22 protein-coding genes and 1 tRNA gene are annotated in these 21,095 nt (G+C 60.1%); 8 read left to right on the top strand and 15 right to left on the bottom strand.

The annotated features are described in order from the left end of the window. Nucleotides 1–18 precede the first annotated feature (18 nt). The 7 genes from pth to SLW75_RS16485 form a co-directional block, all read right to left on the bottom strand. Entirely contained in the window at nt 19–603 is a 585-nt protein-coding gene (gene pth / locus SLW75_RS16515) for an aminoacyl-tRNA hydrolase (protein ID WP_108120616.1), read from the bottom strand. Nucleotides 604–678: 75 nt separating this feature from the next. Beyond that, nucleotides 679–1,290: a 50S ribosomal protein L25/general stress protein Ctc gene (locus SLW75_RS16510; protein ID WP_065991778.1), complete on the bottom strand. Its 612-nt coding sequence runs from the start codon at nt 1,288–1,290 to the stop codon at nt 679–681. A gap of 140 nt (nt 1,291–1,430) precedes the next feature. Continuing rightward, complete coding sequence (locus tag SLW75_RS16505; protein ID WP_037018241.1) at nt 1,431–2,372, bottom strand: ribose-phosphate pyrophosphokinase; 942 nt, start codon at nt 2,370–2,372, stop codon at nt 1,431–1,433. 47 nt (nt 2,373–2,419) lie between these two features. Next, a tRNA-Gln gene (locus SLW75_RS16500) sits at nt 2,420–2,494 on the bottom strand. Between the two features lie 36 nt (nt 2,495–2,530). Then, complete coding sequence (ispE, locus tag SLW75_RS16495; protein ID WP_296306565.1) at nt 2,531–3,382, bottom strand: 4-(cytidine 5'-diphospho)-2-C-methyl-D-erythritol kinase; 852 nt, start codon at nt 3,380–3,382, stop codon at nt 2,531–2,533. 2 nt (nt 3,383–3,384) lie between these two features. Then, a complete protein-coding gene (gene lolB, locus SLW75_RS16490) occupies nt 3,385–4,002 on the bottom strand; it encodes a lipoprotein insertase outer membrane protein LolB (RefSeq protein ID WP_410934947.1) in 618 nt (205 codons plus the stop codon). A 4-nt stretch (nt 4,003–4,006) separates the two neighbouring features. Then, nucleotides 4,007–5,734, bottom strand: coding sequence for a tetratricopeptide repeat protein (locus tag SLW75_RS16485; protein ID WP_410934946.1), 1,728 nt, complete (start codon nt 5,732–5,734; stop codon nt 4,007–4,009). A 258-nt stretch (nt 5,735–5,992) separates the two neighbouring features. On the opposite strand from SLW75_RS16485, the gene hemA reads away from it, so the two are divergent. The 6 genes from hemA to SLW75_RS16455 all read left to right on the top strand — a co-directional run bounded on the left by hemA (nt 5,993) and on the right by SLW75_RS16455 (nt 11,375). Beyond that, a complete protein-coding gene (gene hemA, locus SLW75_RS16480) occupies nt 5,993–7,270 on the top strand; it encodes a glutamyl-tRNA reductase (protein WP_410934945.1) in 1,278 nt (425 codons plus the stop codon). Further along, a complete protein-coding gene (gene prfA / locus SLW75_RS16475; protein ID WP_410934944.1) occupies nt 7,267–8,349 on the top strand; it encodes a peptide chain release factor 1 in 1,083 nt (360 codons plus the stop codon). Before hemA ends, prfA begins: the two co-directional genes overlap by 4 nt. Further along, nucleotides 8,350–9,183 (top strand): peptide chain release factor N(5)-glutamine methyltransferase, encoded by an 834-nt coding sequence (gene prmC, locus SLW75_RS16470; RefSeq protein ID WP_296306571.1) that lies wholly within the window; start codon nt 8,350–8,352, stop codon nt 9,181–9,183. It abuts the gene before it with no gap. Beyond that, entirely contained in the window at nt 9,177–9,950 is a 774-nt protein-coding gene (locus SLW75_RS16465) for a molybdopterin-synthase adenylyltransferase MoeB (protein ID WP_410934943.1), read from the top strand. Before prmC ends, SLW75_RS16465 begins: the two co-directional genes overlap by 7 nt. Beyond that, a complete protein-coding gene (murI, locus tag SLW75_RS16460; protein ID WP_065991784.1) occupies nt 9,943–10,743 on the top strand; it encodes a glutamate racemase in 801 nt (266 codons plus the stop codon). The genes SLW75_RS16465 and murI overlap by 8 nt, the downstream gene beginning before the upstream one ends. A 113-nt stretch (nt 10,744–10,856) precedes the next feature. Continuing rightward, nucleotides 10,857–11,375 (top strand): acyloxyacyl hydrolase, encoded by a 519-nt coding sequence (locus SLW75_RS16455; RefSeq protein WP_065991785.1) that lies wholly within the window; start codon nt 10,857–10,859, stop codon nt 11,373–11,375. Between the two features lie 184 nt (nt 11,376–11,559). Here the strand turns inward: SLW75_RS16455 and SLW75_RS16450 are convergent, their stop codons facing one another. The 6 genes from SLW75_RS16450 to SLW75_RS16425 all read right to left on the bottom strand — a co-directional run bounded on the left by SLW75_RS16450 (nt 11,560) and on the right by SLW75_RS16425 (nt 16,671). After that, complete coding sequence (locus tag SLW75_RS16450; protein ID WP_074883972.1) at nt 11,560–11,871, bottom strand: YkgJ family cysteine cluster protein; 312 nt, start codon at nt 11,869–11,871, stop codon at nt 11,560–11,562. 53 nt (nt 11,872–11,924) lie between these two features. Next, nucleotides 11,925–13,370 carry a deoxyribodipyrimidine photo-lyase gene (gene phrB, locus SLW75_RS16445; protein WP_296306605.1) on the bottom strand — a complete coding sequence of 482 codons (1,446 nt, stop codon included), beginning with the start codon at nt 13,368–13,370 and terminating at the stop codon, nt 11,925–11,927. A 9-nt stretch (nt 13,371–13,379) separates the two neighbouring features. Next, the gene (locus SLW75_RS16440) at nt 13,380–14,318 is read right to left on the bottom strand and encodes a MerR family transcriptional regulator (protein WP_296306606.1); all 939 of its coding nucleotides are present in this window, start codon (nt 14,316–14,318) and stop codon (nt 13,380–13,382) included. Nucleotides 14,319–14,320: 2 nt separating this feature from the next. Then, nucleotides 14,321–15,301 carry a 2-thiouracil desulfurase family protein gene (locus tag SLW75_RS16435; protein WP_065991788.1) on the bottom strand — a complete coding sequence of 327 codons (981 nt, stop codon included), beginning with the start codon at nt 15,299–15,301 and terminating at the stop codon, nt 14,321–14,323. 171 nt (nt 15,302–15,472) lie between these two features. After that, a complete protein-coding gene (locus tag SLW75_RS16430; RefSeq protein ID WP_410934942.1) occupies nt 15,473–15,688 on the bottom strand; it encodes a TIGR02450 family Trp-rich protein in 216 nt (71 codons plus the stop codon). Next, nucleotides 15,685–16,671, bottom strand: a complete 987-nt coding sequence (locus tag SLW75_RS16425) for an NAD(P)/FAD-dependent oxidoreductase (protein WP_410934941.1) — start codon at nt 16,669–16,671, stop codon at nt 15,685–15,687. Before SLW75_RS16425 ends, SLW75_RS16430 begins: the two co-directional genes overlap by 4 nt. Nucleotides 16,672–16,968: 297 nt before the next feature. Between SLW75_RS16425 and SLW75_RS16420 the strand changes: the two genes are divergently transcribed. Both SLW75_RS16420 and hemH read left to right on the top strand, forming a co-directional pair. Next, nucleotides 16,969–17,871 carry a TIGR01777 family oxidoreductase gene (locus SLW75_RS16420; protein ID WP_369318540.1) on the top strand — a complete coding sequence of 301 codons (903 nt, stop codon included), beginning with the start codon at nt 16,969–16,971 and terminating at the stop codon, nt 17,869–17,871. 14 nt (nt 17,872–17,885) lie between these two features. Further along, nucleotides 17,886–18,914: a ferrochelatase gene (gene hemH / locus SLW75_RS16415; protein WP_192132547.1), complete on the top strand. Its 1,029-nt coding sequence runs from the start codon at nt 17,886–17,888 to the stop codon at nt 18,912–18,914. A 231-nt stretch (nt 18,915–19,145) separates the two neighbouring features. Here hemH and SLW75_RS16410 read toward each other — a convergent pair whose 3' ends face one another. Both SLW75_RS16410 and upp read right to left on the bottom strand, forming a co-directional pair. Next, on the bottom strand, nt 19,146–20,426 hold the full coding sequence (locus SLW75_RS16410; RefSeq protein WP_037018282.1) for a uracil-xanthine permease family protein: 1,281 nt from the start codon (nt 20,424–20,426) through the stop codon (nt 19,146–19,148). Continuing rightward, the gene (gene upp / locus SLW75_RS16405; protein WP_065991794.1) at nt 20,426–21,064 is read right to left on the bottom strand and encodes a uracil phosphoribosyltransferase; all 639 of its coding nucleotides are present in this window, start codon (nt 21,062–21,064) and stop codon (nt 20,426–20,428) included. Before upp ends, SLW75_RS16410 begins: the two co-directional genes overlap by 1 nt. Between the last annotated feature and the right edge of the window lie 31 nt (nt 21,065–21,095).

Below are 21,095 nucleotides of genomic sequence, written 5' to 3'. Positions count from 1 at the left end.
GTTTCCCCTCGAGTGATGTCAGGCCTTCTGGCTGTGCAGGACGCGCATCGCCTTGGCGAAGTCGCCAGCGAGTACATCCGGCAGCACGCCGAGGGCAAAGTCGATGCTGGCATCCAGTTTTTCCTGCTCGGCGCGTGGCGCTCGACCCAGGACGAAGTTGGACACCAGACTGGCGTCGCCCGGGTGGCCGATGCCAAGCCGCAGGCGGTGGAAGCCGTTCTGGTTGCCGAGCTGCGCAATAATGTCGCGCAACCCGTTATGCCCGCCGTGCCCGCCACCCAGTTTGAGTTTGGCGACGCCCGGAGGCAGGTCGAGTTCGTCGTGGGCCACCAGAATGGCTTGCGGAGGAATCCGGAAGAAACCCGCCAGAGCTGCCACGGACTGGCCGCTGCGGTTCATGTAGGTGGTGGGGATCAGCAGACGAACGTCTTGGCCCTGATGACTGAATTTAGCCGTCAGGCCGAAATATTTGCGGTCAGCGGTCAGATTGACACGCTGTGCGCTGGCAATGCGCTCAACGAAAAGAGCCCCTGCGTTATGCCGGGTCTGTTCGTATTCGGGGCCTGGATTTCCCAGGCCGACGATCAGTTGGATGGCGGTCACGTCAGGGGCTCTTCCTTGGGTCGAGTGTGATGATGGCGAGCATCATCACGGGTTCAACCGGCTAGCGAGTAATAATTACTCTGCTTCGCCTTCTGCGGTGCCTTCTTCTTCGTCCTGGACGATGCGAGGAGCGTGGACGTTAGCGATGTCCAGGTCCTTGCCGTGCGCCAGAGCAACGAATTCAACACCTTTAGGTGCTTTAACGTCGGACAGGTGAACGTTGTCGCCGATTTCCAGAGCGCCCAGGTCAACTTCGATGAACTCAGGCAGGTCTTTCGGCAGGCAGGTCACTTCCAGCTCGGTGGTGGTGTGCGAGATCTCGCCGCCTTTCTTGACCGGTGCTTCTTCGTTGATGAAGTGCACTGGTACGATAGCGGTCAGTTTCTGGCCAGCCACGACGCGGATGAAGTCAGCGTGCATGATGAACTGCTTGGCAGGGTGACGCTGCATCGCTTTAACGATGACGTTCTGCTTGGCGCCAGCAATGTTCAGCTCGATAACGTGGCTGTAGGCAGCTTCGTTTTCGAACATTTTTGCCAGTTCTTTGGCTTCGATGGTGATCGAAGTTGCTTCCTGGCCACCACCGTAAACAACGGCTGGGACGGAGGCGGCGAGACGACGCAGGCGGCGGCTCGCACCTTTCCCCAGGTCAGTACGCGCTTGGGCGTTCAGAGTAAATTCGTTCATTTTGCATCTCCAATATAGCCATGACCGAGCGGCGTTTGCGACCAGCGCCAGACACGGTATGGGCAAAAAAGCCCCGCCCCGGCATTGAGTGTCGGGGCGGGGCGCTTTTCGTCAACGGATGGTTCGGCAGGGCAGGGCCCTTATCGGAACATCGCGCTGATCGATTCTTCATTGCTGATGCGACGCATCGCCTCAGCGACTACCGGTGCGATATCCAGTTGACGGATACGGTCACAGGCCTGTGCTGCAGCGGACAACGGGATGGTGTTCGTCACCACCAGTTCGTCCAGCACGGAATTTTCGATGTTCTCGATTGCACGGCCCGACAGAACAGGGTGTGTGCAATACGCGAAAACCTTGGCAGCGCCGTGTTCTTTCAGCGCCTTGGCCGCGTGGCACAAGGTGCCGGCGGTATCGACCATGTCGTCGACGAGAATACAGGTACGGCCTTCGACATCACCGATGATGTGCATCACTTCGGAGTGGTTGGCCTTCTCGCGGCGCTTGTCGATGATGCCCAGATCGACGCCCAGGGACTTGGCAACAGCACGTGCACGCACGACGCCGCCGATATCCGGGGAGACAATCATCAGGTTTTCGAAGCGTTGGTCTTCGATGTCATCCACCAGAACCGGGGAGCCGTAGATGTTATCTACCGGAATATCGAAGAAGCCTTGAATCTGGTCGGCGTGCAGGTCGACAGTCAGCACACGGTCGATACCGACGACGGTGAGCATGTCCGCAACCACTTTAGCGCTGATAGCCACACGAGCGGAACGCGGACGGCGATCCTGGCGGGCATAACCAAAGTAAGGAATTACAGCAGTGATACGAGTAGCCGAGGAGCGACGGAAGGCGTCAGCCATCACGACGAGTTCCATCAGGTTATCGTTGGTCGGAGCGCAGGTCGGCTGGATAATGAATACGTCTTTACCGCGAACGTTTTCATTGATCTCAGCGGTAATCTCACCGTCGGAAAACTTTCCAACAGAGATGTCACCGAGAGGGATATGCAGCTGACGTACGACACGCCGAGCCAGATCGGGGTTGGCGTTCCCCGTAAAGACCATCATCTTGGACACGCGCAGTACCTGGAGGCTTAGGGTATGCCTGGATGACTATAGGAAAATGGCAGGGGCGGCTGGATTCGAACCAACGCATGGCAGGATCAAAACCTGCTGCCTTACCGCTTGGCGACGCCCCTGTATCTGTTGCACGAGTGCCTGGCACTCGGTTCCTTTTAGAGCAGCGTTTGTAACTTCCGGTGCAACATCGAAATGTTTGCTCCTTTTGCTACAAACCCCGTAAGGGTCTCTGTAAGAAGGGCCGAGACTTTATCAGCTTCAGCTTTGCTTGGGAAGGCCCCAAACACACAACTTCCAGTTCCGGTTAATTTTGCTTCGGTAAATTTACCTAACAAATTCAAAGCGTTACCAACTTCTGGATACCGCCTCGTTACAACCGGTAAGCAGTCGTTTCGACTGTTTCCCTTGGGAACGGGGCGCACTTTAATGGGCGGAGTGTCACGTGTCAACAGCGGATCTGAAAAAATTTCTGCTGTACTTACAGATACTTGCGGCACCAGCACCAGATACCAAGGTTCTTCGGGGGTTACGGGGGTCAGTATCTCGCCGATGCCCTCCGCAAAAGCGGCATGTCCACGCACGAAAACCGGCACGTCTGCCCCAAGCTTGAGGCCCAGCGCCGCTAGCCGATCTTCATCCCAGCCAAGCTGCCAGAGATGATTCAGGCCGAGCAATGTCGTTGCCGCATCTGAGCTTCCGCCGCCAATGCCGCCACCCATGGGCAGGACTTTTTTCAGCCAGATATCAACGCCAAGCGAGCAACCGGATTGCTCTTTGAGGGCGCGAGCCGCTCTGACGATCAGATTGCTGTCGTGGGGAACGTCGGCGATTTCCGTCTGGAGGCGCACCTCTCCGTCGTTCCGAAGCGCGAAACTGAGCTCGTCGCCGTAATCGACAAACTGAAACAGCGTCTGCAGTTCGTGATAACCGTCAGCGCGGCGCCCGGTGATGTGCAGCATCAGATTCAGTTTGGCGGGGGCGGGCAGTGTCAGTCGTGGTTGCGACATGCTCATTGCCCCAGTTTGCGTGGTTGCCAGTCCTTGATGACCAGCGTGACGTCCAGGTCCTGCCCGTGCAGCTTCATGCGTTCAGGCAGCCAGAAACCGTTCTGCTGGGTGTAGCTCAGGTATTCGATCTGCCAGCCATCCTGCGCCAGGCTGGACAAGCGACTGTCACCGTCGAGCGTCAGGCTGCTTTTACTGTCCGGGGCGGGCAAGCCGCGCACCCACCAGACCAGATGGGACACCGGCAGTTTCCAGCCCAGTTGGTCCTTGAGCAGGGTTTCCGGATCCGGCGCGTCGTAGCGGCCCTGATTGGCCACTTCCAGTGAGACTGCGCCAGGGCGACCGGTCAAGCGGGCAGCACCGCGACCCAGCGGGCCGGACAAGCGAATGTCGTAGTAATCCTGGCGTTGCAGCCAGAACAGCGTGCCGCTGCCGGAATCCTTTGGTGCGCGGATGCCAACCTTGCCGTTGATCTGCCAGCCATCAAGGCTGCTGAGTTGTTCCTTGTTCGCACGCCATTGATTGGCGTCGCCCTTGCCTTGTACGGCTTCGCGGGAGGACATGCCGGCACAGCCAGCGAGCAGGGCGATCAGACTGAATACGAGTACGTGGCGCAATTGCATAAATTCAAAGAGTCTCGGCGCCGGTCAGGCGTTTGATGGTGCTGCGCAGGACCGGGCTGTCAGGTTGTTGTTCAAGGGCCTTGGCCCACACTTTGCGGGCTTCACGCTGCTCGCCTTTGGCCCAGAGGACTTCGCCCAGGTGCGCAGCGACTTCGTGGTCCGGAAAACGCTCCAACGCCTGGCGCAGCAGACGTTCGGCCTCATCCAGATTGCCCAGGCGGTAATTGACCCAGCCGAGGCTGTCGAGCACCGCCGGGTCTTCCGGATTGATCTTGTGCGCGCGCTCGATCAGTTCCTTGGCTTCGGCGTAGCGCGTCGTACGATCCGAGAGCGTGTAGCCCAGCGCGTTCAGCGCCATGGCGTTATCCGGCTCGCGTTTGAGAATCGCCCGAAGGTCGCTCTCCATCTGTTTCAGATCGTTGCGCTTCTCCGCCAGCATCGAGCGGGTGTAAAGCAGATTCAGATCGTCCGGATACTGCTTGAGCGCCTGGCTCAATACTTGCCAGGCGCGATCACTCTGGTTGTTGTTGGCCAGGGTCTCGGCTTCGACCAGAAACAGCTGAATGGCGTAGTCGGGTTGATCGGCGCGGGCCAGAGCCAGCCGCTTCGAGGCTTCGGCGCTGTTGCCGTTGCTCATGAGGATATCGGCCTGACGCAGTTGCGCGGGCAGGAAGTCATTGCCGGGGCCCACCTGAGCGTATTCGGCCAGCGCCGTCTGTGGGTCGCTGCGCTCTTCGTAGATGCGACCGAGGTTGACGTGGGCCGAGTCGACGTGACTGCCGCGGGCGACGAGGTCTTCGAGGTAACCCTGCGCTTCGTCCCATGCCTTGTTTTCCAGGCACACGAGGGCAAGGGAATAGCGCAACTCGTCGTCATCCGGGTACTGCTGAACCAGGCTGGAGAACTGCACTTTGGCGTCTTCCATGCGGTTCTGTTCCACCAGCATGCGCGCATAAGTCAGGCGCAGACGCTTGTCGTCCGGGTATTTCTTGATGCTTTTTTCCAGCAGCGGGATCGCTTCCTTGCCGCGGTCCATGCTTTGCAGCAAGCGAGCGCGCAGCAGGATCGGCGCCACTTCGCCTTCGCCCGGCGGGTTGTCTTCGAGCAGTTTCAGGGAGGCGGCATTGTCGCCTTCCTGCTGAAGGAGCAACGCCTTGCCGAAGATCAGCTGGCCGTTTTTCGGGTACTTCATCAGCAGGCGATCAAAGCTGGTGATCAGCCCCTTGCGCGTATTGGAATCAGTTTCCGACGCCGACAGCGCGAGAAAATCAAAATGCGTATCGCCCTGGCCCTGAAGGACCTTCTCCATATAGCGCATGGAGTCGTCGTAGCGCCCGGCCCGCGCCAGCTGGATCGCTGCCGCGCGCTGTGCCTCGAGATTGCTCGGATCGTTTTTCGCCCAGATCATCGATGTGTCGAGGGCGGCCTGATCGGCGCCCAGATACTCGGCGATGCGGAAGGCACGCTCGGAAATCCCTGGATCCTGGGTCTGAATCGCCTGGGTCACATAGTTGTCCAGCGCGATGTCGAAACGGTTGCGCTGGCCGGCAAGTTCGGCTGTCAGCAGGCTGACGACGGTTTCCTGAGTAAACGAGCCGTACACCTGAGGTTTGGCATCGGGTGCGGGCGGCGCTTCTTTCGCCGGAGCGGAGGGCTCCGTAGAAACGGAGGCCGTAGACTGGCAGCCACTCAGAGCGACAAGGGCAAGGAACAGCGCGGAGGATTTATTCATATAGAAGAGGGGCGGCTTACCTGCGGTTTGGAAGCATCATGACACAAGGCCGGGAGCAAACCCACAGCCCGCGCGAAATCTGGATACGCTCAATCTACAGCCTGCGCGCGGACATTTTGTCGCAGGCCGGACGCGGTGATACGCAATCTGTATAGGGACAATAGCGGGCTGCGGACGTTCTGAATGTATTGCGGTGGTTGTCCTCCCTCTATCGAAGTAGGACAATTGCCGGCTTCACGTCACCATCAGCGACCTTGAATGGCCTTTCTTGCTCTGGGTATCAACCATAAGACTGCATCAGTCGATGTCCGCGAGCGCGTGGCATTTACGCCTGAACAGCTGGTTGAGGCGCTGCAGCAGCTTTGCCGCCTGACCCGAAGCCGGGAAGCGGCCATTCTCTCCACCTGCAATCGCAGCGAACTGTATATCGAGCAGGATCAGCTGACCGCCGAAGCCGTGTTGCGCTGGCTGGCGGATTATCACCACCTGAATGTCGATGAGCTGCGCGCCAGTGCCTATGTGCACGAAGACGACGCGGCGGTGCGGCACATGATGCGCGTGGCGTCGGGGCTGGATTCGCTGGTGCTCGGCGAGCCGCAGATCCTTGGCCAGATGAAATCGGCGTATGCCGTGGCCCGGGAGGCCGGCACGGTTGGGCCGTTGCTCGGGCGACTGTTTCAGGCCACCTTCAGCGCTGCCAAGCAGGTGCGCACCGACACAGCCATCGGCGAGAACCCGGTCTCCGTCGCCTTTGCCGCCGTCAGCCTGGCCAAGCAGATTTTCAGCGACCTGCAGCGCAGTCAGGCGTTGCTGATCGGGGCAGGGGAGACCATCACTCTGGTCGCGCGTCACCTGCACGATCTCGGGGTCAAGCGTATCGTCGTTGCCAACCGCACCCTCGAACGCGCGAATATTCTCGCCGAGCAGTTCGGTGCCCACGCGGTGCTGTTGGCCGACATTCCGGCCGAGCTGGTCAACAGCGACATTGTCATCAGTTCCACGGCCAGCCAGTTGCCGATTCTGGGCAAGGGCGCCGTTGAAAGTGCGCTGAAACTGCGCAAGCACAAGCCGATCTTCATGGTCGACATCGCCGTGCCGCGCGACATCGAGCCTGAGGTCGGCGAGCTCGACGACGTCTACCTCTATACCGTGGACGATCTGCACGAAGTCGTCGCCGAAAACCTCAAGAGCCGTCAGGGCGCGGCGCAGGCGGCCGAAGAACTGGTCAGCGTGGGCGTCGACGATTTCATGTTGCGGCTGCGCGAACTGGCGGCGGTCGACGTGCTCAAGGCGTATCGTCAGCAGAGCGAACGCCTGCGTGACGAAGAACTGCAGAAGGCCCAGCGCATGCTCGCCAATGGCAGCAACGCCGAAGACGTGTTGATGGCGCTGGCACGTGGCCTGACGAATAAATTGATGCACGCCCCCAGCGTGCAACTCAAAAAGCTGTCCGCTGAAGGCCGCGTCGATGCGCTGGCCATGGCCCAGGAACTCTTTGCCCTCAACGAGGGCTCCACGGATAAATCCCCGCAATGAAAGCTTCACTGCTTAATAAGCTGGACGTGCTCAGCGACCGTTTCGAGGAATTGACCGCGCTGCTCGGCGATGGCGAAGTCATCTCTGATCAAACCAAATTTCGCGCGTACTCCCGCGAGTACGCCGAAGTCGAGCCCGTGATTCAGGTGTACCGGCAACTGCAGAAAGTGCAGGCCGACCTCGAAGGCGCGCAGGCGCTGCTCAAGGACAGCGATCCCGACATGCGCGAAATGGCAGTCGAAGAGGTGCGCGATGCCAAGGATCAGTTGCTGGTGCTTGAGGCTGATCTGCAGAAAATGCTGCTGCCCAAAGACCCGAACGATGGCCGCAACGTGTTTCTGGAAATCCGCGCCGGCACCGGCGGCGACGAAGCAGCGATTTTCGCCGGCGACCTGTTCCGCATGTATTCCCGCTATGCCGAGCGACGTGGATGGCGTGTCGAGATCCTGTCCGAGAACATTGGCGAACATGGCGGCTACAAGGAAGTCATCGCGCGGGTCGAAGGCGAGCATGTCTACGGCAAGCTGAAATTCGAGTCGGGTGTGCATCGTGTTCAGCGCGTCCCGGAAACCGAATCCCAGGGCCGAATTCACACCTCCGCGTGTACGGTGGCGGTGTTGCCAGAGCCTGACGAACAGCAGACCATCGAGATCAACCCGTCCGACTTGCGCGTTGACACCTATCGCTCATCCGGCGCCGGTGGTCAGCACGTCAACAAGACCGATTCGGCCATCCGCATCACGCACTTGCCGTCCGGCATTGTGGTGGAGTGTCAGGAAGAACGGTCGCAGCACAAGAACCGCGCGCGGGCCATGTCCTGGCTGTCGGCCAAGCTCAACGATCAGCAGACCGCTGCGGCGGCCAACGCTATCGCCAGCGAGCGCAAATTGCTGGTAGGTTCCGGGGATCGCTCGGAACGCATTCGTACATACAATTTTCCACAGGGGCGAGTCACGGATCACCGCGTGAACCTGACGCTCTATTCCCTTGATGAAGTTCTGGCCGGCGAGGTCGATGCAGTGATAGAACCGTTACTTGCCGAGTATCAGGCAGATCAACTTGCGGCACTGGGTGATTAAATGACCATCATCGCCAGCTTGTTAAGAAGCGCCGAGCTGCCGGACTCTCCGACAGCGCGTCTGGATGCAGAATTGTTGCTGGCCGCTGCCCTGGGCAAGCCGCGCAGTTTTCTCCACACCTGGCCCGAGCGTATTGTCAGCACCGAAGCGGCGCATGCCTTCGACGGCTATCTCAAGCGTCGACGGACCGGCGAACCCGTCGCGTACATCCTGGGCCTGCAAGGGTTCTGGAATATCGACCTGGAAGTCGCGCCCCATACGCTGATCCCGCGGCCTGAAACCGAGATGCTGGTGGAAACCGCGCTGGAGCTTTTGCCCGGTGCGATTCCCCACACGCTGCTCGATCTGGGCACTGGCACCGGCGCCATCGCGCTGTCGCTGGCCAAGGATCGTCCGCAGTGGAACGTCACGGCGGTGGATCGCGTTGAAGAGGCGGTCGAGCTTGCCGAGCGCAATCGTCAGCGCCTGCACCTCGATAACGCCAAGGTCCTGCACAGCCACTGGTTCAGTGCTGTCGAGGGTCAGCGTTTTGACCTGATCCTGAGCAACCCGCCTTATATTGCCTCCAACGATCCGCACCTGGTCGAAGGTGACGTGCGCTTCGAGCCAAGCAGCGCGCTGGTCTCCGGCACCGATGGCATGGATGATCTGCGTCTGATTGTGTCGCAAGCGCCCGCGCACCTTGAAGCCGGTGGCTGGCTGTTGCTGGAGCATGGCTACGATCAAGGCGCAGCAGTGCGCGAGCTGTTGCTTGAGCACGGGTTCGAAGAGATCAAGACCCGCCGCGATCTGGGCGACCACGAACGCATCACCTTCGGGCGGGTGCCGTGCTGACGGACGAGGAGCTGCTGCGCTACAGCCGGCAGATCCTTCTGCAACAAGTCGACATCGACGGTCAGCTGCGCCTCAAGCAAAGCCGCGTGCTGATCGTCGGCCTCGGCGGACTGGGTTCGCCGGCAGCGTTGTACCTGGCGGCGGCCGGCGTCGGAGAGTTGCATCTGGCGGATTTCGACAGCGTCGATCTGACCAACCTGCAACGCCAGATCATTCATGACACCGCGAGCGTGGGCTTAAGCAAAGTCGATTCAGCCATGACCCGGCTGACCGCCATCAATCCGCTGATCACACTGGTGGCCCATCGCGCGGCCCTTGATGTCGACTCACTGGCGGCAGCCGTTGCCGGGGTCGATCTGGTCCTGGACTGCTCGGACAATTTCTCGACGCGCGAGGCGGTCAATGCGGCCTGCGTCGCCGCGTGCAAGCCATTGGTCAGCGGCGCTGCGATCCGCCTCGAAGCGCAACTGTCGGTATTCGACCCGCGCCGTCCGGAGAGTCCTTGCTACCACTGCCTGTACGGGCACGGCAGCGAGACCGAACTGACCTGCAGCGAAGCCGGCGTGATCGGCCCGTTGGTAGGGTTGGTGGGCAGTTTGCAGGCCCTTGAGGCCCTCAAGCTGCTGGCCGGCTTTGGCGAACCAATGGTGGGGCGACTGCTGCTGATCGATGCCATGAGCACGCGATTCCGCGAATTGAAAGTCAAACGCGATCCTGGCTGCAGCGTCTGCGGTACCGGGCTCCGAGCTGCCGCCGAGCATGAATAGAGACAGCGATGCCCCGGTGGCGGTGTTCGATTCCGGCGTCGGCGGGTTGTCGGTGCTGGCGGAAATACAGCAGTTGCTGCCACGGGAATCGTTGCTCTACGTCGCCGACTGCGGCCACATCCCCTACGGCGAGAAAACCCCCGAATTCATTCGCGAACGTTGCGCGACGATTGCCGAGTTCTTCCAGCTTCAGCGCGCCAAGGCGCTGGTGATCGCCTGCAATACGGCGACGGTGGCGGGCATCGCTGACTTGCGCGCCCGCTATCCTGACTGGCCGCTGGTGGGAATGGAGCCGGCGGTCAAACCTGCGGCCGCAGCGACACGAACCGGTGTCGTGGGTGTGCTGGCGACCACGGGCACCTTGCAAAGCGCCAAGTTTGCCGCATTGCTCGATCGCTTCGCGGCAGACGTGCACGTCATCACGCAGCCTTGTCCGGGACTGGTCGAGTTGATCGAAACGGGCGATCTGGTCAGCCCGACGATTCGCCAGCTGCTGCAGGGTTACGTCGCGCCGCTACTCGCCGCGGGCTGCGACACCATCATTCTGGGCTGCACCCATTACCCGTTTCTCAAGCCGTTGCTGCGGGAAATGATCCCGGCGTCCATTACGCTCATCGATACCGGCGCCGCTGTAGCCCGGCAGTTGCAGCGGTTATTGGGTGAGCGCGAGCTGCTGGCAAGCGGTCATCCTCGGACTGCCCAGTTCTGGACGACCGGCGATCCAGAAGATTTCAGAAACGTCCTACGCGTGCTTTGTAACAACTCCGACAATGTGCGAAGCTTCGTTTCGTGAAAAAAACGTGAATCGCTTCGTCTGTGGGTGAACTAAAGTTCAGCCGCCGGCTTCTACAGCACTTCTGTCTATATAAAAAATTTCTAACTGCTTTCGAAAATAGGATGTTTCAGATGAAGCGACTGTTTTGTTTGGCTGCGATTGCGGCTGCTTTGTTGGGGCAAAGCGCAATTGCACAAGCTGATGGGGTCGAGTTTTCCGTAGGACAGACTGGCGAATCCACCATGACTTATCGTCTGGGCGCGCAGTTTGATTGGGATAAAAGCTGGTGGCAAACCGGTGTTGGTCGCCTGACCGGCTACTGGAGCGGTGCCTATACATACTGGGAAGGCGACAAGAATTCCAGTAATAACAGCCTGTCTTTTTCCCCGGTATTCGTTTATGAGTTCTCGGGTGAGAGCGTCAAGCCGTACATTGAGGCCGGTATCGGCGCCGCTGTATTCCAGCGCACCGAAGTGGAAGGTAACAAACTGGGCAGCGCGTTCCAGTTTGAAGACCGTCTGGGTTTTGGTCTGCGCTTCGCGGGCGGACATGAAGTTGGCCTGCGCGCCACTCACTACTCCAACGGCGGCATGACCACCAACAACGACGGTATCGAGAGCTACGCGATTCACTACACGATGCCGTTCTAAGCGTTTGATTGCGTATTGCGCGAGCGGTTTAACCGCACCTGCAACGTACCACCCGCTTCTTCCCGGCTGAGGCCGGTCCTACTGAAAAATCACCTCGTAGGACCGGCTTTGGCCGGGAATGTATCAGCCAACGCGGCTGGTGCAGGCGAACATCAACCCCCAGGCTTCCTGCTTGTCGCGACCATCACAAATAGGCCGTCGCAATCCCTTCTCTTTCGGCAATGCACTCCGGCGCACCCATTTCGAATTCCCTGCAAATCAACGGCCGACGGTCGTAGATCGTGCACATCATCGTGTCGCGATCCAGCGCTGCGCACCATCCATCGTCCAGGCGCAGCATGACTTCGCCGCCCCAGTCATCGGTGTCAATGTACCGCTCGGGCACGCCGGTGTCGGTGATCAGCATGACTTCCAGCTGACAGCAGCAGGCCGCACAGGTGGAACACGTGATAGCGGGTTCGGCAGGGAGTTGAAGCGAAGGGATCACAGTCGTCATGGGCGGCAGTTTAAATCACCGCGCAGCGGACGGCTAACCGGTGTGACGAATGCTCACCCATTCTCCTGCGTCTCGGCCTTGCGCTGGGGCAGCGACTTGAACGCTTGCAGCGCGCGTTCGCGGCTGGCTTTCAAATCGACGATGGGCGCGGGGTAACTTTCCACCCCGAACAGCCCGCCCTGCGCGGTGGGTTTATGGATGTCGCGCTTGTTCAACTCAGCCAGTTCAGGCACCCACTGCTTGATGAATCGACCTTCCGGATCAAAGCGCTCCGACTGACTTTGCGGATTGAAGATCCGGAAGTAAGGCGACGCGTCGGTGCCGGTTGATGAACTCCATTGCCAGCCGCCATTGTTCGACGCGAGATCGCCGTCGATCAGGTGCTGCATGAAATAGCGTTCACCTTCACGCCAGTCGATCAGCAGATTCTTGGTCAGGAACATCGCCGAGATCATCCGCAGGCGATTGTGCATCCAGCCGGTTTCAAGCAACTGACGCATGGCTGCATCGACAATCGGCAGACCCGTACGGCCCTGTTGCCAGGCTTCCAGATCCTCCGGCGAATGGCGCCATTTCAGCGCTTCGGTTTCCGGCCGGAAGGCGCGATGACGGGAGACACGGGGAAAGCCTACCAGCACATGCTTGTAGAACTCACGCCAGAGCAGCTCGTTGATCCAGGTCACCGAACCCGAATTGCCGGTTTCAAACTCCCCATTGTTGCTGCGCAGCGCCGAATGCAGACACTGGCGGGGTGAAATCACACCGGCCGCCAAGTACGCAGACAGCTGGCTGGTGCCAGGCTTGGCAGGAAAGTCGCGCTCTTGGTCGTAGTAATGCACTTGCTCGTCGGTGAAGTTGTGCAGGCGATCACGCGCCTCGTCCTCACCGGCAGGCCAGAGCGAGCGCAGGCTTTCGGTCGGCGCGGCGAAACCCTTGACCGCGTCCGGCACGACATCGCTTTTGATGGACAGCTTCTGCTGCGCCTTGGGCAATGCAACCAGCGCTGGCATGGAGTAATGCAAGCGGGCGTAACAGACCTTGCGAAATTGCGTGAAGACCTTGAAGTAACCGCCGCTTTTGGTCAGCACGCTGCCCGGCTGAAAAAACAGCTGGTCGAGGTGGCGATGAAACAGAATGCCCGCGCCGTCGAGTGCGCTCTCCACCTCACGATCACGTTTGGTCTCGTTGATGCCGTACTCGTCGTTGACGTGCACGCTGTCGATCCCGTGTTGCTGACACAAGGTAAGGATCGCCTTGGGTGCCTGCGCCCACGTGTCTGCCTGGACCATCAGCAGAGGGACGTTCAGCGCCGCAAGTGCCTTGCTCAATTCGCGGAGGTTGCGCAGCCAGAAATCGACTTTGCATGGGGCATCGTCATGGCTCTGCCACTGGCCCGGGCTGATCATGTACACAGCCAGGGTCGGGCCCTGCTCCATGGCAGCGCTCAGCGCGGTGTTGTCGTGCACACGCAGATCGCTGCGCAGCCATATCAATTGCATGGTTATTCCTTAGAGAAGCCCCAGCCGCTGCAACGCGGCCTGGGCGGTCAAAGGGTCTTCGGCGAGGGAGAGGCCGGAGACTTCAGCCTCGGCTGCGGATAATTCCGTCGAATGAATGCGCACCGCGGGCCCGACGATCAACTTCGGGCACTCGATGTTGTGCAGCAGACGAGGCAAGTGGCCGACATTCAGTGATTTGCTGGAATACAACAGCACTGCGCGTGGCTTGAGGTATTCGCAGGCCAGGGCGAGTTCGCCGGCGGGCAAAGGCCAGTCGAACACTTCAACCGGGCAATCGGCACTGCTGAGCAGCCACGCGGTCAGCCACAAATGCGGTTCGAGCGGCAGATCGGACTGGTTGACCAGCAGCAAGGGCGCGCCGCTGACCTGACGATTGTTGTGATACAGCCGGGCGCCGAACTTGCTGCGCAGCCACGAGTAGAAAAACACCCGCTCCAGCTGCGCGCCGAACTGGCCTTGCCAGCGCTGCTCGAGGGACGCCAGCAACGGCAGTAACAGTTGTTCACAGAGCGTGCGCGGTGGATACAGCGACATCGCGCGGTTGAGCGAATCATCCAGGCGTCGCTCGGCCAGGGCGCCGATGGCGTCCTGAAGGGTCTGGCGAAGAATGTCCCAATCGTTCTCGACACTCGGCGCGGGCGCCTGCTGATCATCGATCAGTTGCTTGACCTGACTGACCGACACGCCGCGGTTCAGCCACGTAAGAATGGTCAGCACGCGGTCGACATGCTCGTGGCTGTAGAGCCGGTGGCCCTTGGGCGTGCGGTGGGGAACGATAAGGCCATAGCGGCGTTCCCAGGCGCGCAATGTCACAGCGTTTACGCCGGTCAGGCGGGCGATTTCGCGAATCGGCAGCCAGCCGTTTTCAAACGCGCTTGCGGGGTCCTGCGGGTCGCCTTCCGGCGGTTGTTGCTCATTAGGGGTCATGGTCAAATCGCGTTGCGCAGACTGAGGTTTTCCGGATGCGGCTGCAGGTACACCTGCAGTGCAATGTACGGGTCGGGGTGTCGACGGAAATGGTGTTTGAGCAGCGTCAGCGGTACAACCAGCGGCACGATGCCCTGGTGGTACTGATTGATGAGGCCCTGGATTTCTTTCTTGTCGGACGCACTGAGTGTCTGGCGCAGATAGCCGCACAGATGCTGCAAGACGTTGGTATGGGTGCGCCGTGTCGCCGGTTTCTTGAGCGCGCTCATCAACTGACTGAAATAGCGCGGGGCGATCTCGGCCGGGTCATTTCGGCCCATGGTGCCCAGCAGATTCCCCAGCGTCTTGTACTGGATGGGGTCGTTGGCCATCAGCTGGTATTTATAGCGGGCATGAAACTCGGTAAGCGCGCGGCGAGTGATGCCGTTTTTCAGCAGCGTCTGCCAAGCGGCATAGGCAAACACACGGGTAATGAAGTTCTCCCGCAGGACCGGATCGTTCAAGCGACCATCTTCTTCCACCGGCAGATCAGGGTGGCGTGCGCAAAACGCCTGGGCATAAATGCCGCGTCCGCCGGTTTCAAACGGCACGCCGTTGTCGCGGTAAACCTTCACGCGCTCCAGGCCGCACGACGGCGATTTCTGCATGAAGATGTAGCCGCAGATGTCGGACATCTCGGTGGCCATGTGTTCGCCGTAATCAGCCAGTTGCTCGGTCACGTTCATGGCGTGGTGAACACTGCCGACCGCTTGGGGATGCTCCGGGTCACCCACCAAACGGATGGCTTCGCGAGGAATGCCCATGCCGATGGCGACTTCGGGGCACGCGGGCACGAAATCGAAATATTCAGTGAGGGCTCGGGTCAGAAGGTGAGATTCCTTATGCCCGCCGTTGAACCTGACCTCCACACCCATCAGGCAGGCGCTGACGCCCAACTTGGGTTTGGAGGCTTGATCTGATGAATGATCGAGTACAGCAGACATGGACAAACCCTCGATGGACTTCTTATACAGATTCGTTTCTCTGTACAACATTTGCCCATGATAGGTTTGTGGCAGTGCAAGTCAAATAATTTGTACAAGATCGCGGAATGAAACGACAAGATGCGGGGATTTAGCTGAAATTACGGGGGTGGTGGGACGATTTGGAGGGGATTATTTCCAGCCCATCTTCCAGCTCTGGTCATTTTGCAGCGTCTGCCAGGGCAGCTTCTGGCTGCGTTTGGTCATCACCGCCTGCAGCTCAATCTCCAGCACTGTGCCTTCATCATCACAGAAAAGTTCGGTGACCAGAAAGTGCTTCTCACGATGTTGAGGGGATGCTGCCGTCCACTTCGACAGCAGCAGCTTGCGCGGATTGAGTCGATTCATTTGAGGTGTTCCAGCAAACGCCGTGCGGCTTCCTGGCCGCTCAGCCATGCGCCCTCGACACGGCCTGACAGGCACCAGTCGCCGCAGACGTAAAGGCCCAGATCCGCATCCGACAACGCGCCGACTTCGCGCCCGCCAGCCGGTCTAGCGTACAGCCAGCGGTGGGCGAGGGTGAACGCCGGGGCCGGCATTGCGCAATTCATCAGCTCGGCAAATGCGCCGTGCAACTGATCGATGACGTCCTCCTTGGGCATGTCGACGTGCTGACGGCTCCAGGCGCTGGTGGCGTGCAAAATCCACGTATCCATCTGGCTGTCGCGTCCGGGCTTGCTGCGGTTGCGGGCCAGCCAGTCGATGGCGCTGTCCTGCACGAAGCAGCCTTCAAGTGGCGTATCCAGCGGGGTGTCGAAGGCCAGCGCGACGGCCCAGGTCGGCTCCATTTTCACGCCCGCCACAACGCTTGCCAGTTTCGGTGCGTCGGCCAGCAGGGTAGTGGCCTGGGGCGCGGGAATGGCGATGACGACATGACTGAACGGGCCATGGCTTTGGCCGTCGGCATCCAGCAGATTCCAGTGTTGTTCGCCACGAAAGACTTCGGTGATGCGGCAGGAATACGTCACCGGCAGGTCGCCGAGCATGGCCCGGGTGATTGCACTCATGCGCGGCGCGCCGACCCAGCGCACTTGCTCATCGGGCGACAGGCTGAGTTTTCCACCATGAAAGTTGTAAAGCAGCGGCTTCCACTCGGCCACGTGGCCCTCGGCCTGCCACTGCTGCACGGCGGCGGCAAAGCGGCGATCGCGGGCGGTGAAGTACTGCGCACCCATGTCCAGTGCGCCGGCATCGCTGCGTTTGCTGGACATGCGGCCGCCACTGCCGCGGCTCTTGTCGAAGAGATGAATGCTATGCCCGGCGGCTTGCAGCGCCTGGGCGGCGGAGAGTCCGGCGATGCCGGTACCGATGATTGCAATGGGGACAGTCATAGGGGCCTCGTTACCTTGTCTGCACAGACTACGCCTCAGGCAAAAGCTGTACAATGCCGTTTTTCGGTATAAGTTGTCGCCCTGCAGAGGCAGGACGCGGACTTCCAAGGGCTCGCTGACAAGTCTGACGCTTTGCTGCAATCGTTCAACTGCACGATCGGGCTGTCCTAAAGAACAGCGGTGGAGTGGAGCGCCGTAACTTGACCTAAAGTTGAGTGATCATTCCGCGCACGAGCTCATGGCTTGTGAAGAAATAGACTCCGCAATTGCGATGAACGCCACGTAAGGAACTCAGTCATGCACATCTTGCTGACCGGCGGTACAGGCTTGATAGGGCGTCGTTTGTGTAAACACTGGCTCGCGCAGGGCCATCAACTGACGGTCTTGAGTCGCAAACCCGAGGAAGTGGAGCGGCTATGCGGCGCCAGTGTTCGCGGGATTGCACACTTCGATGACATCGGCAGTCAGCACGTCGATGCGGTCGTCAATCTGGCCGGCGCGCCCATCGCGGATCGCCCGTGGACCCGCAAACGGAAAATACTGCTGTGGGACAGTCGCATTACCCTCACCGAGCAATTGGTCACCTGGCTTGAACGCCGCGACCAGAAACCCGGCGTGTTGATTTCCGGTTCCGCCGTTGGTTGGTATGGCGATGGCGGTGAGCGCGAACTCGACGAAGACGCGCAACCGGTCAGCGAGGATTTCGCCAGTCGCCTGTGCATTGCCTGGGAAGAAACCGCGCAACGTGCAGAAACGCTGGGCATTCGCGTGGTGCTGGTGCGCACCGGTCTGGTATTGGCCGACGAAGGCGGCATGCTGCAACGCCTGCTGCCGCCCTTCAAGATGGGCATGGGCGGGCCGATCGGCAACGGACGCCAGTGGATGCCGTGGGTTCACATCGAGGATCAAATCGCCCTGATTGATTTTCTGATGAACCGGGATGACGCACGAGGTCCATATAATGCCTGCGCGCCTTCACCGGCTCGCAATCGGGATTTTGCCAAGACGCTTGCGTCCGTGCTGCACCGACCATCATTCATGCCGATGCCGGCCGTAGCACTTCGCTTATTGCTGGGCGAGCTGTCAATCCTGCTGCTGGGCGGTCAACGCGCTCGGCCAGACCGTCTGCAAGCGGCGGGTTTCACTTTCCGATTCACTGATCTGCGCGCAGCCCTGGAAAATCTTCTGGGCCGCCACTGACATCAAGGTGTTGCATGACCGATCACGCTTTATTGCTGGTTAACCTGGGCTCACCGGCGTCCACGTCGGTCGCTGACGTGCGCCGCTACCTCAATCAGTTCCTGATGGACCCTTACGTTATTGACGTGCCGTGGCCAGTACGTCGCTTGATCGTCTCGCTGATTCTGATCAAGCGCCCGGAGCAGTCGGCCCATGCGTACGCGTCAATCTGGTGGGACGAGGGTTCGCCGCTGGTGGTGCTGAGCAAGCGACTTCAGCAGGCCATGGTCAAGGAATGGAAACACGGCCCGGTCGAACTGGCGATGCGTTACGGCGAGCCCTCGATCGAGACCGTGCTCACGCGCCTGGCAGCCCAGGGCATCAAAAAGGTCACCCTGGCGCCGCTGTATCCACAGTTCGCCGACAGCACAGTGACCACGGTGATTGAAGAAGCCAAACGCGTCGTCAGTGACAAAAAGTTGAATTTCGATTTCTCGCTGCTGACACCGTTCTTCAATCAGCAGGAATACCTCGACGCGTTGGTGGCCAGTGTGCGACCGCATTTGCAGCAGGAATACGATCATCTGTTGCTGAGTTTTCACGGCTTGCCCGAGCGGCATCTCACCAAGCTCGACCCGACGGGCAATCACTGTTTCAAAAGCGGCAACTGCTGCGAAACAGCGTCGCCCGAGGTCCTGGCGGTCTGCTACCGCGCGCAGTGCATGCGCTCAGCGGCAGAGTTCGCCAAGCTGATGGGGATTGCCGATGGCAAGTGGTCAGTGTCGTTTCAGTCGCGCCTGGGCCGCGCCAAGTGGATCGAACCCTACACCGAACCGCATCTGGAGGAGCTTGCTGCTCAAGGCGTGAAGCGACTGCTGGTCATGTGCCCGGCGTTTGTCGCGGACTGCATCGAAACGCTGGAAGAAATTGGTGATCGCGGGGCTGAAGTGTTCAGGGAAGCCGGGGGCGAGGAGCTGGTGCTTATTCCATGCCTCAACGACGACCCGAACTGGGCGAAGGCGCTGAATACATTGTGCGAAAAGGCACCGGCGATGGTGGTGTAATAACCTGAAATTAGGTGTTGTGTTCATTCCCCGTGGGAGCGACCGGGGTGCGTTTCACCTTGCTCGCGAATGCGTCTGCTCAAGCGGCATTGATGAACCTGATGCGCCGCCTTCGTGAGCAAGCTCACTCCCACAGTTTCGGTGTACGCCGCAAATCTAAGCTACTCCCACAGAATCCCAAAAAAAGGGGGCATCACGTGAATGATGCCCCCTTTTCATAACGCTGTAGAACTACGGCAGCTGATCATCCAGGTGCTTGTTCTTCCAAGCGTCATTGCCCGGCAGGATCAGGTTCAGCACGATGGCCGTGACGGCGCACAGCGCGATGCCTTTCATGCCGAAATCATCAGGGCCGTTGCCGGTGCCGATCAGCACGCCGCCAATGCCGAACACCAGCGTGACGGACACGATCACCAGATTGCGCGCTTCGGCCAGATCAACCTTGTGGCGGATCAGCGTGTTCATGCCCACCGCCGCGATCGAGCCGAACAGCAGGCACAGAATCCCGCCCATGACCGGCACCGGAATGCTCTGCAGCAACGCGCCGAACTTGCCAATGAACGCTAGGGTAATGGCGAAGATTGCCGCCCAGGTCATGATCTTCGGGTTGTAGTTTTTCGTGAGCATCACCGCGCCGGTGACTTCGGCGTAGGTGGTGTTGGGCGGGCCACCGAAGGCGCCGGCCACGGTGGTCGCGATGCCGTCACCCAGCAATGTCCGGTGCAGGCCGGGCTTCTTCAGATAATCACGGCCCGTCACGCTGCCCACTGCAATCACGCCACCGATGTGCTCAATGGCCGGAGCCAGTGCCACCGGCACGATGAACAGGATGGCCTGCCAGTTGAATTCCGGCGCCGTGAAGTGCGGCAAGGCCAGCCAGGGTGCGGCGGCGATCTTCGCTACATCGACCACGCCGAAATAGAACGACAGCGCAAAACCCACCAGCACGCCCGAGATGATCGGCACCAGGCGAAAGATGCCTTTGCCGAACACCGCGACGATCAACGTCGTCAGCAGCGCCGCCATCGAAATGATGATGGCGGTGTTGTATGGGATGAGCTCAGCGGCTCCATCACCCGTCCGGCCCATCGCCATGTTGGCGGCAATGGGTGCCATCGCCAGACCGATGGAAATGATCACCGGGCCAATCACCACCGGCGGCAGCAGGCGGTCGATAAAACCGGTGCCTTTGATCTTCACGGCCAGGCCAAGGAAGGTGTAGACAAAGCCCGCTGCCATCACGCCGCCCATGGTCGCAGCAAGACCGAACTGGCCCTTGGCGAGGATGATCGGGGTAATGAACGCAAAGCTCGACGCAAGGAAGACCGGCACCTGACGGCCTGTCACCACCTGGAAGCACAAGGTGCCCAGACCCGCCGTGAACAGCGCCACGTTGGGGTCGAGGCCAGTGATCAGTGGCATCAATACCAGCGCGCCGAATGCCACGAACAGCATCTGCGCGCCCGACAAGATCGTGCGCCAGAGTGGATCGTTGAACTCATCCGGCTTCATCAGGCGTCCTTCTGCTTGGTGCCGAAAATCTTGTCGCCGGCGTCGCCCAGGCCCGGAATGATGTAGCCGTGTTCGTTCAGTTGCTGATCGATGGACGCGGTATAGATGTTGACGTCCGGGTGGGCCTTCTCGACCGTGGCGATGCCTTCCGGCGCAGCCACCAGGACCATCGCGCGAATGTCGCGGCAACCGGCTTTTTTCAGCAGGTCGATGGTGGCAACCATGGAGGAACCGGTGGCGAGCATCGGGTCGATGATCAGCGCCAGACGCTGGTCGATCTCGGGAGCGAGCTTTTCCAGATACGTGTGGGCTTCGAGGGTTTCTTCATTGCGCGCGACGCCCACGGCACTGACCTTGGCGCCCGGGATCAGGCTGAGGACGCCTTCAAGCATGCCGATGCCGGCCCGCAGGATAGGCACCACGGTGATCTTCTTGCCGGCGATCTTCTCGACCTGAACCGTGCCGGCCCAACCCTGAATCTCGTAGGTTTCCAGCGGCAGATCCTTGGTCGCTTCGTACGTCAGCAGCGCGCCGACTTCCTGAGCCAGTTCACGAAAATTCTTGGTGCTGATATCGGCACGGCGCATCAGGCCGAGCTTGTGGCGGATCAGCGGATGGCGGATCTCACGAATGGGCATAGGGGAAAGGCTCCAGCGGGCGGGCAAAAAA

Origin of the sequence: Pseudomonas sp. W5-01 (assembly GCF_046540435.1) — a bacterium.
GTDB lineage: Bacteria > Pseudomonadota > Gammaproteobacteria > Pseudomonadales > Pseudomonadaceae > Aquipseudomonas > Aquipseudomonas graminis_B.
This window is presented reverse-complemented; position numbering and strand designations above follow the sequence as displayed.

Excerpts from the sequence above, each read along its gene's own strand:
- hemH (WP_192132547.1), top strand. The coding sequence starts at position 17,886 with ATGACCGATCACGCTTTATTGCTGGTTAACCTGGGCTCACCGGCGTCC.
- phrB (WP_296306605.1), bottom strand. The coding sequence starts at position 13,370 with ATGCAATTGATATGGCTGCGCAGCGATCTGCGTGTGCACGACAACACC.
- SLW75_RS16510 (WP_065991778.1), bottom strand. The coding sequence starts at position 1,290 with ATGAACGAATTTACTCTGAACGCCCAAGCGCGTACTGACCTGGGGAAA.
- SLW75_RS16485 (WP_410934946.1), bottom strand. The coding sequence starts at position 5,734 with ATGAATAAATCCTCCGCGCTGTTCCTTGCCCTTGTCGCTCTGAGTGGC.
- prmC (WP_296306571.1), top strand. The coding sequence starts at position 8,350 with ATGACCATCATCGCCAGCTTGTTAAGAAGCGCCGAGCTGCCGGACTCT.
- prfA (WP_410934944.1), top strand. The coding sequence starts at position 7,267 with ATGAAAGCTTCACTGCTTAATAAGCTGGACGTGCTCAGCGACCGTTTC.
- SLW75_RS16430 (WP_410934942.1), bottom strand. The coding sequence starts at position 15,688 with ATGAATCGACTCAATCCGCGCAAGCTGCTGCTGTCGAAGTGGACGGCA.
- SLW75_RS16435 (WP_065991788.1), bottom strand. The coding sequence starts at position 15,301 with ATGTCTGCTGTACTCGATCATTCATCAGATCAAGCCTCCAAACCCAAG.
- lolB (WP_410934947.1), bottom strand. The coding sequence starts at position 4,002 with ATGCAATTGCGCCACGTACTCGTATTCAGTCTGATCGCCCTGCTCGCT.
- hemA (WP_410934945.1), top strand. The coding sequence starts at position 5,993 with ATGGCCTTTCTTGCTCTGGGTATCAACCATAAGACTGCATCAGTCGAT.
- SLW75_RS16420 (WP_369318540.1), top strand. The coding sequence starts at position 16,969 with ATGCACATCTTGCTGACCGGCGGTACAGGCTTGATAGGGCGTCGTTTG.
- SLW75_RS16410 (WP_037018282.1), bottom strand. The coding sequence starts at position 20,426 with ATGAAGCCGGATGAGTTCAACGATCCACTCTGGCGCACGATCTTGTCG.
- SLW75_RS16455 (WP_065991785.1), top strand. The coding sequence starts at position 10,857 with ATGAAGCGACTGTTTTGTTTGGCTGCGATTGCGGCTGCTTTGTTGGGG.
- SLW75_RS16425 (WP_410934941.1), bottom strand. The coding sequence starts at position 16,671 with ATGACTGTCCCCATTGCAATCATCGGTACCGGCATCGCCGGACTCTCC.
- SLW75_RS16440 (WP_296306606.1), bottom strand. The coding sequence starts at position 14,318 with ATGACCCCTAATGAGCAACAACCGCCGGAAGGCGACCCGCAGGACCCC.
- upp (WP_065991794.1), bottom strand. The coding sequence starts at position 21,064 with ATGCCCATTCGTGAGATCCGCCATCCGCTGATCCGCCACAAGCTCGGC.
- SLW75_RS16450 (WP_074883972.1), bottom strand. The coding sequence starts at position 11,871 with ATGACGACTGTGATCCCTTCGCTTCAACTCCCTGCCGAACCCGCTATC.
- ispE (WP_296306565.1), bottom strand. The coding sequence starts at position 3,382 with ATGTCGCAACCACGACTGACACTGCCCGCCCCCGCCAAACTGAATCTG.
- murI (WP_065991784.1), top strand. The coding sequence starts at position 9,943 with ATGAATAGAGACAGCGATGCCCCGGTGGCGGTGTTCGATTCCGGCGTC.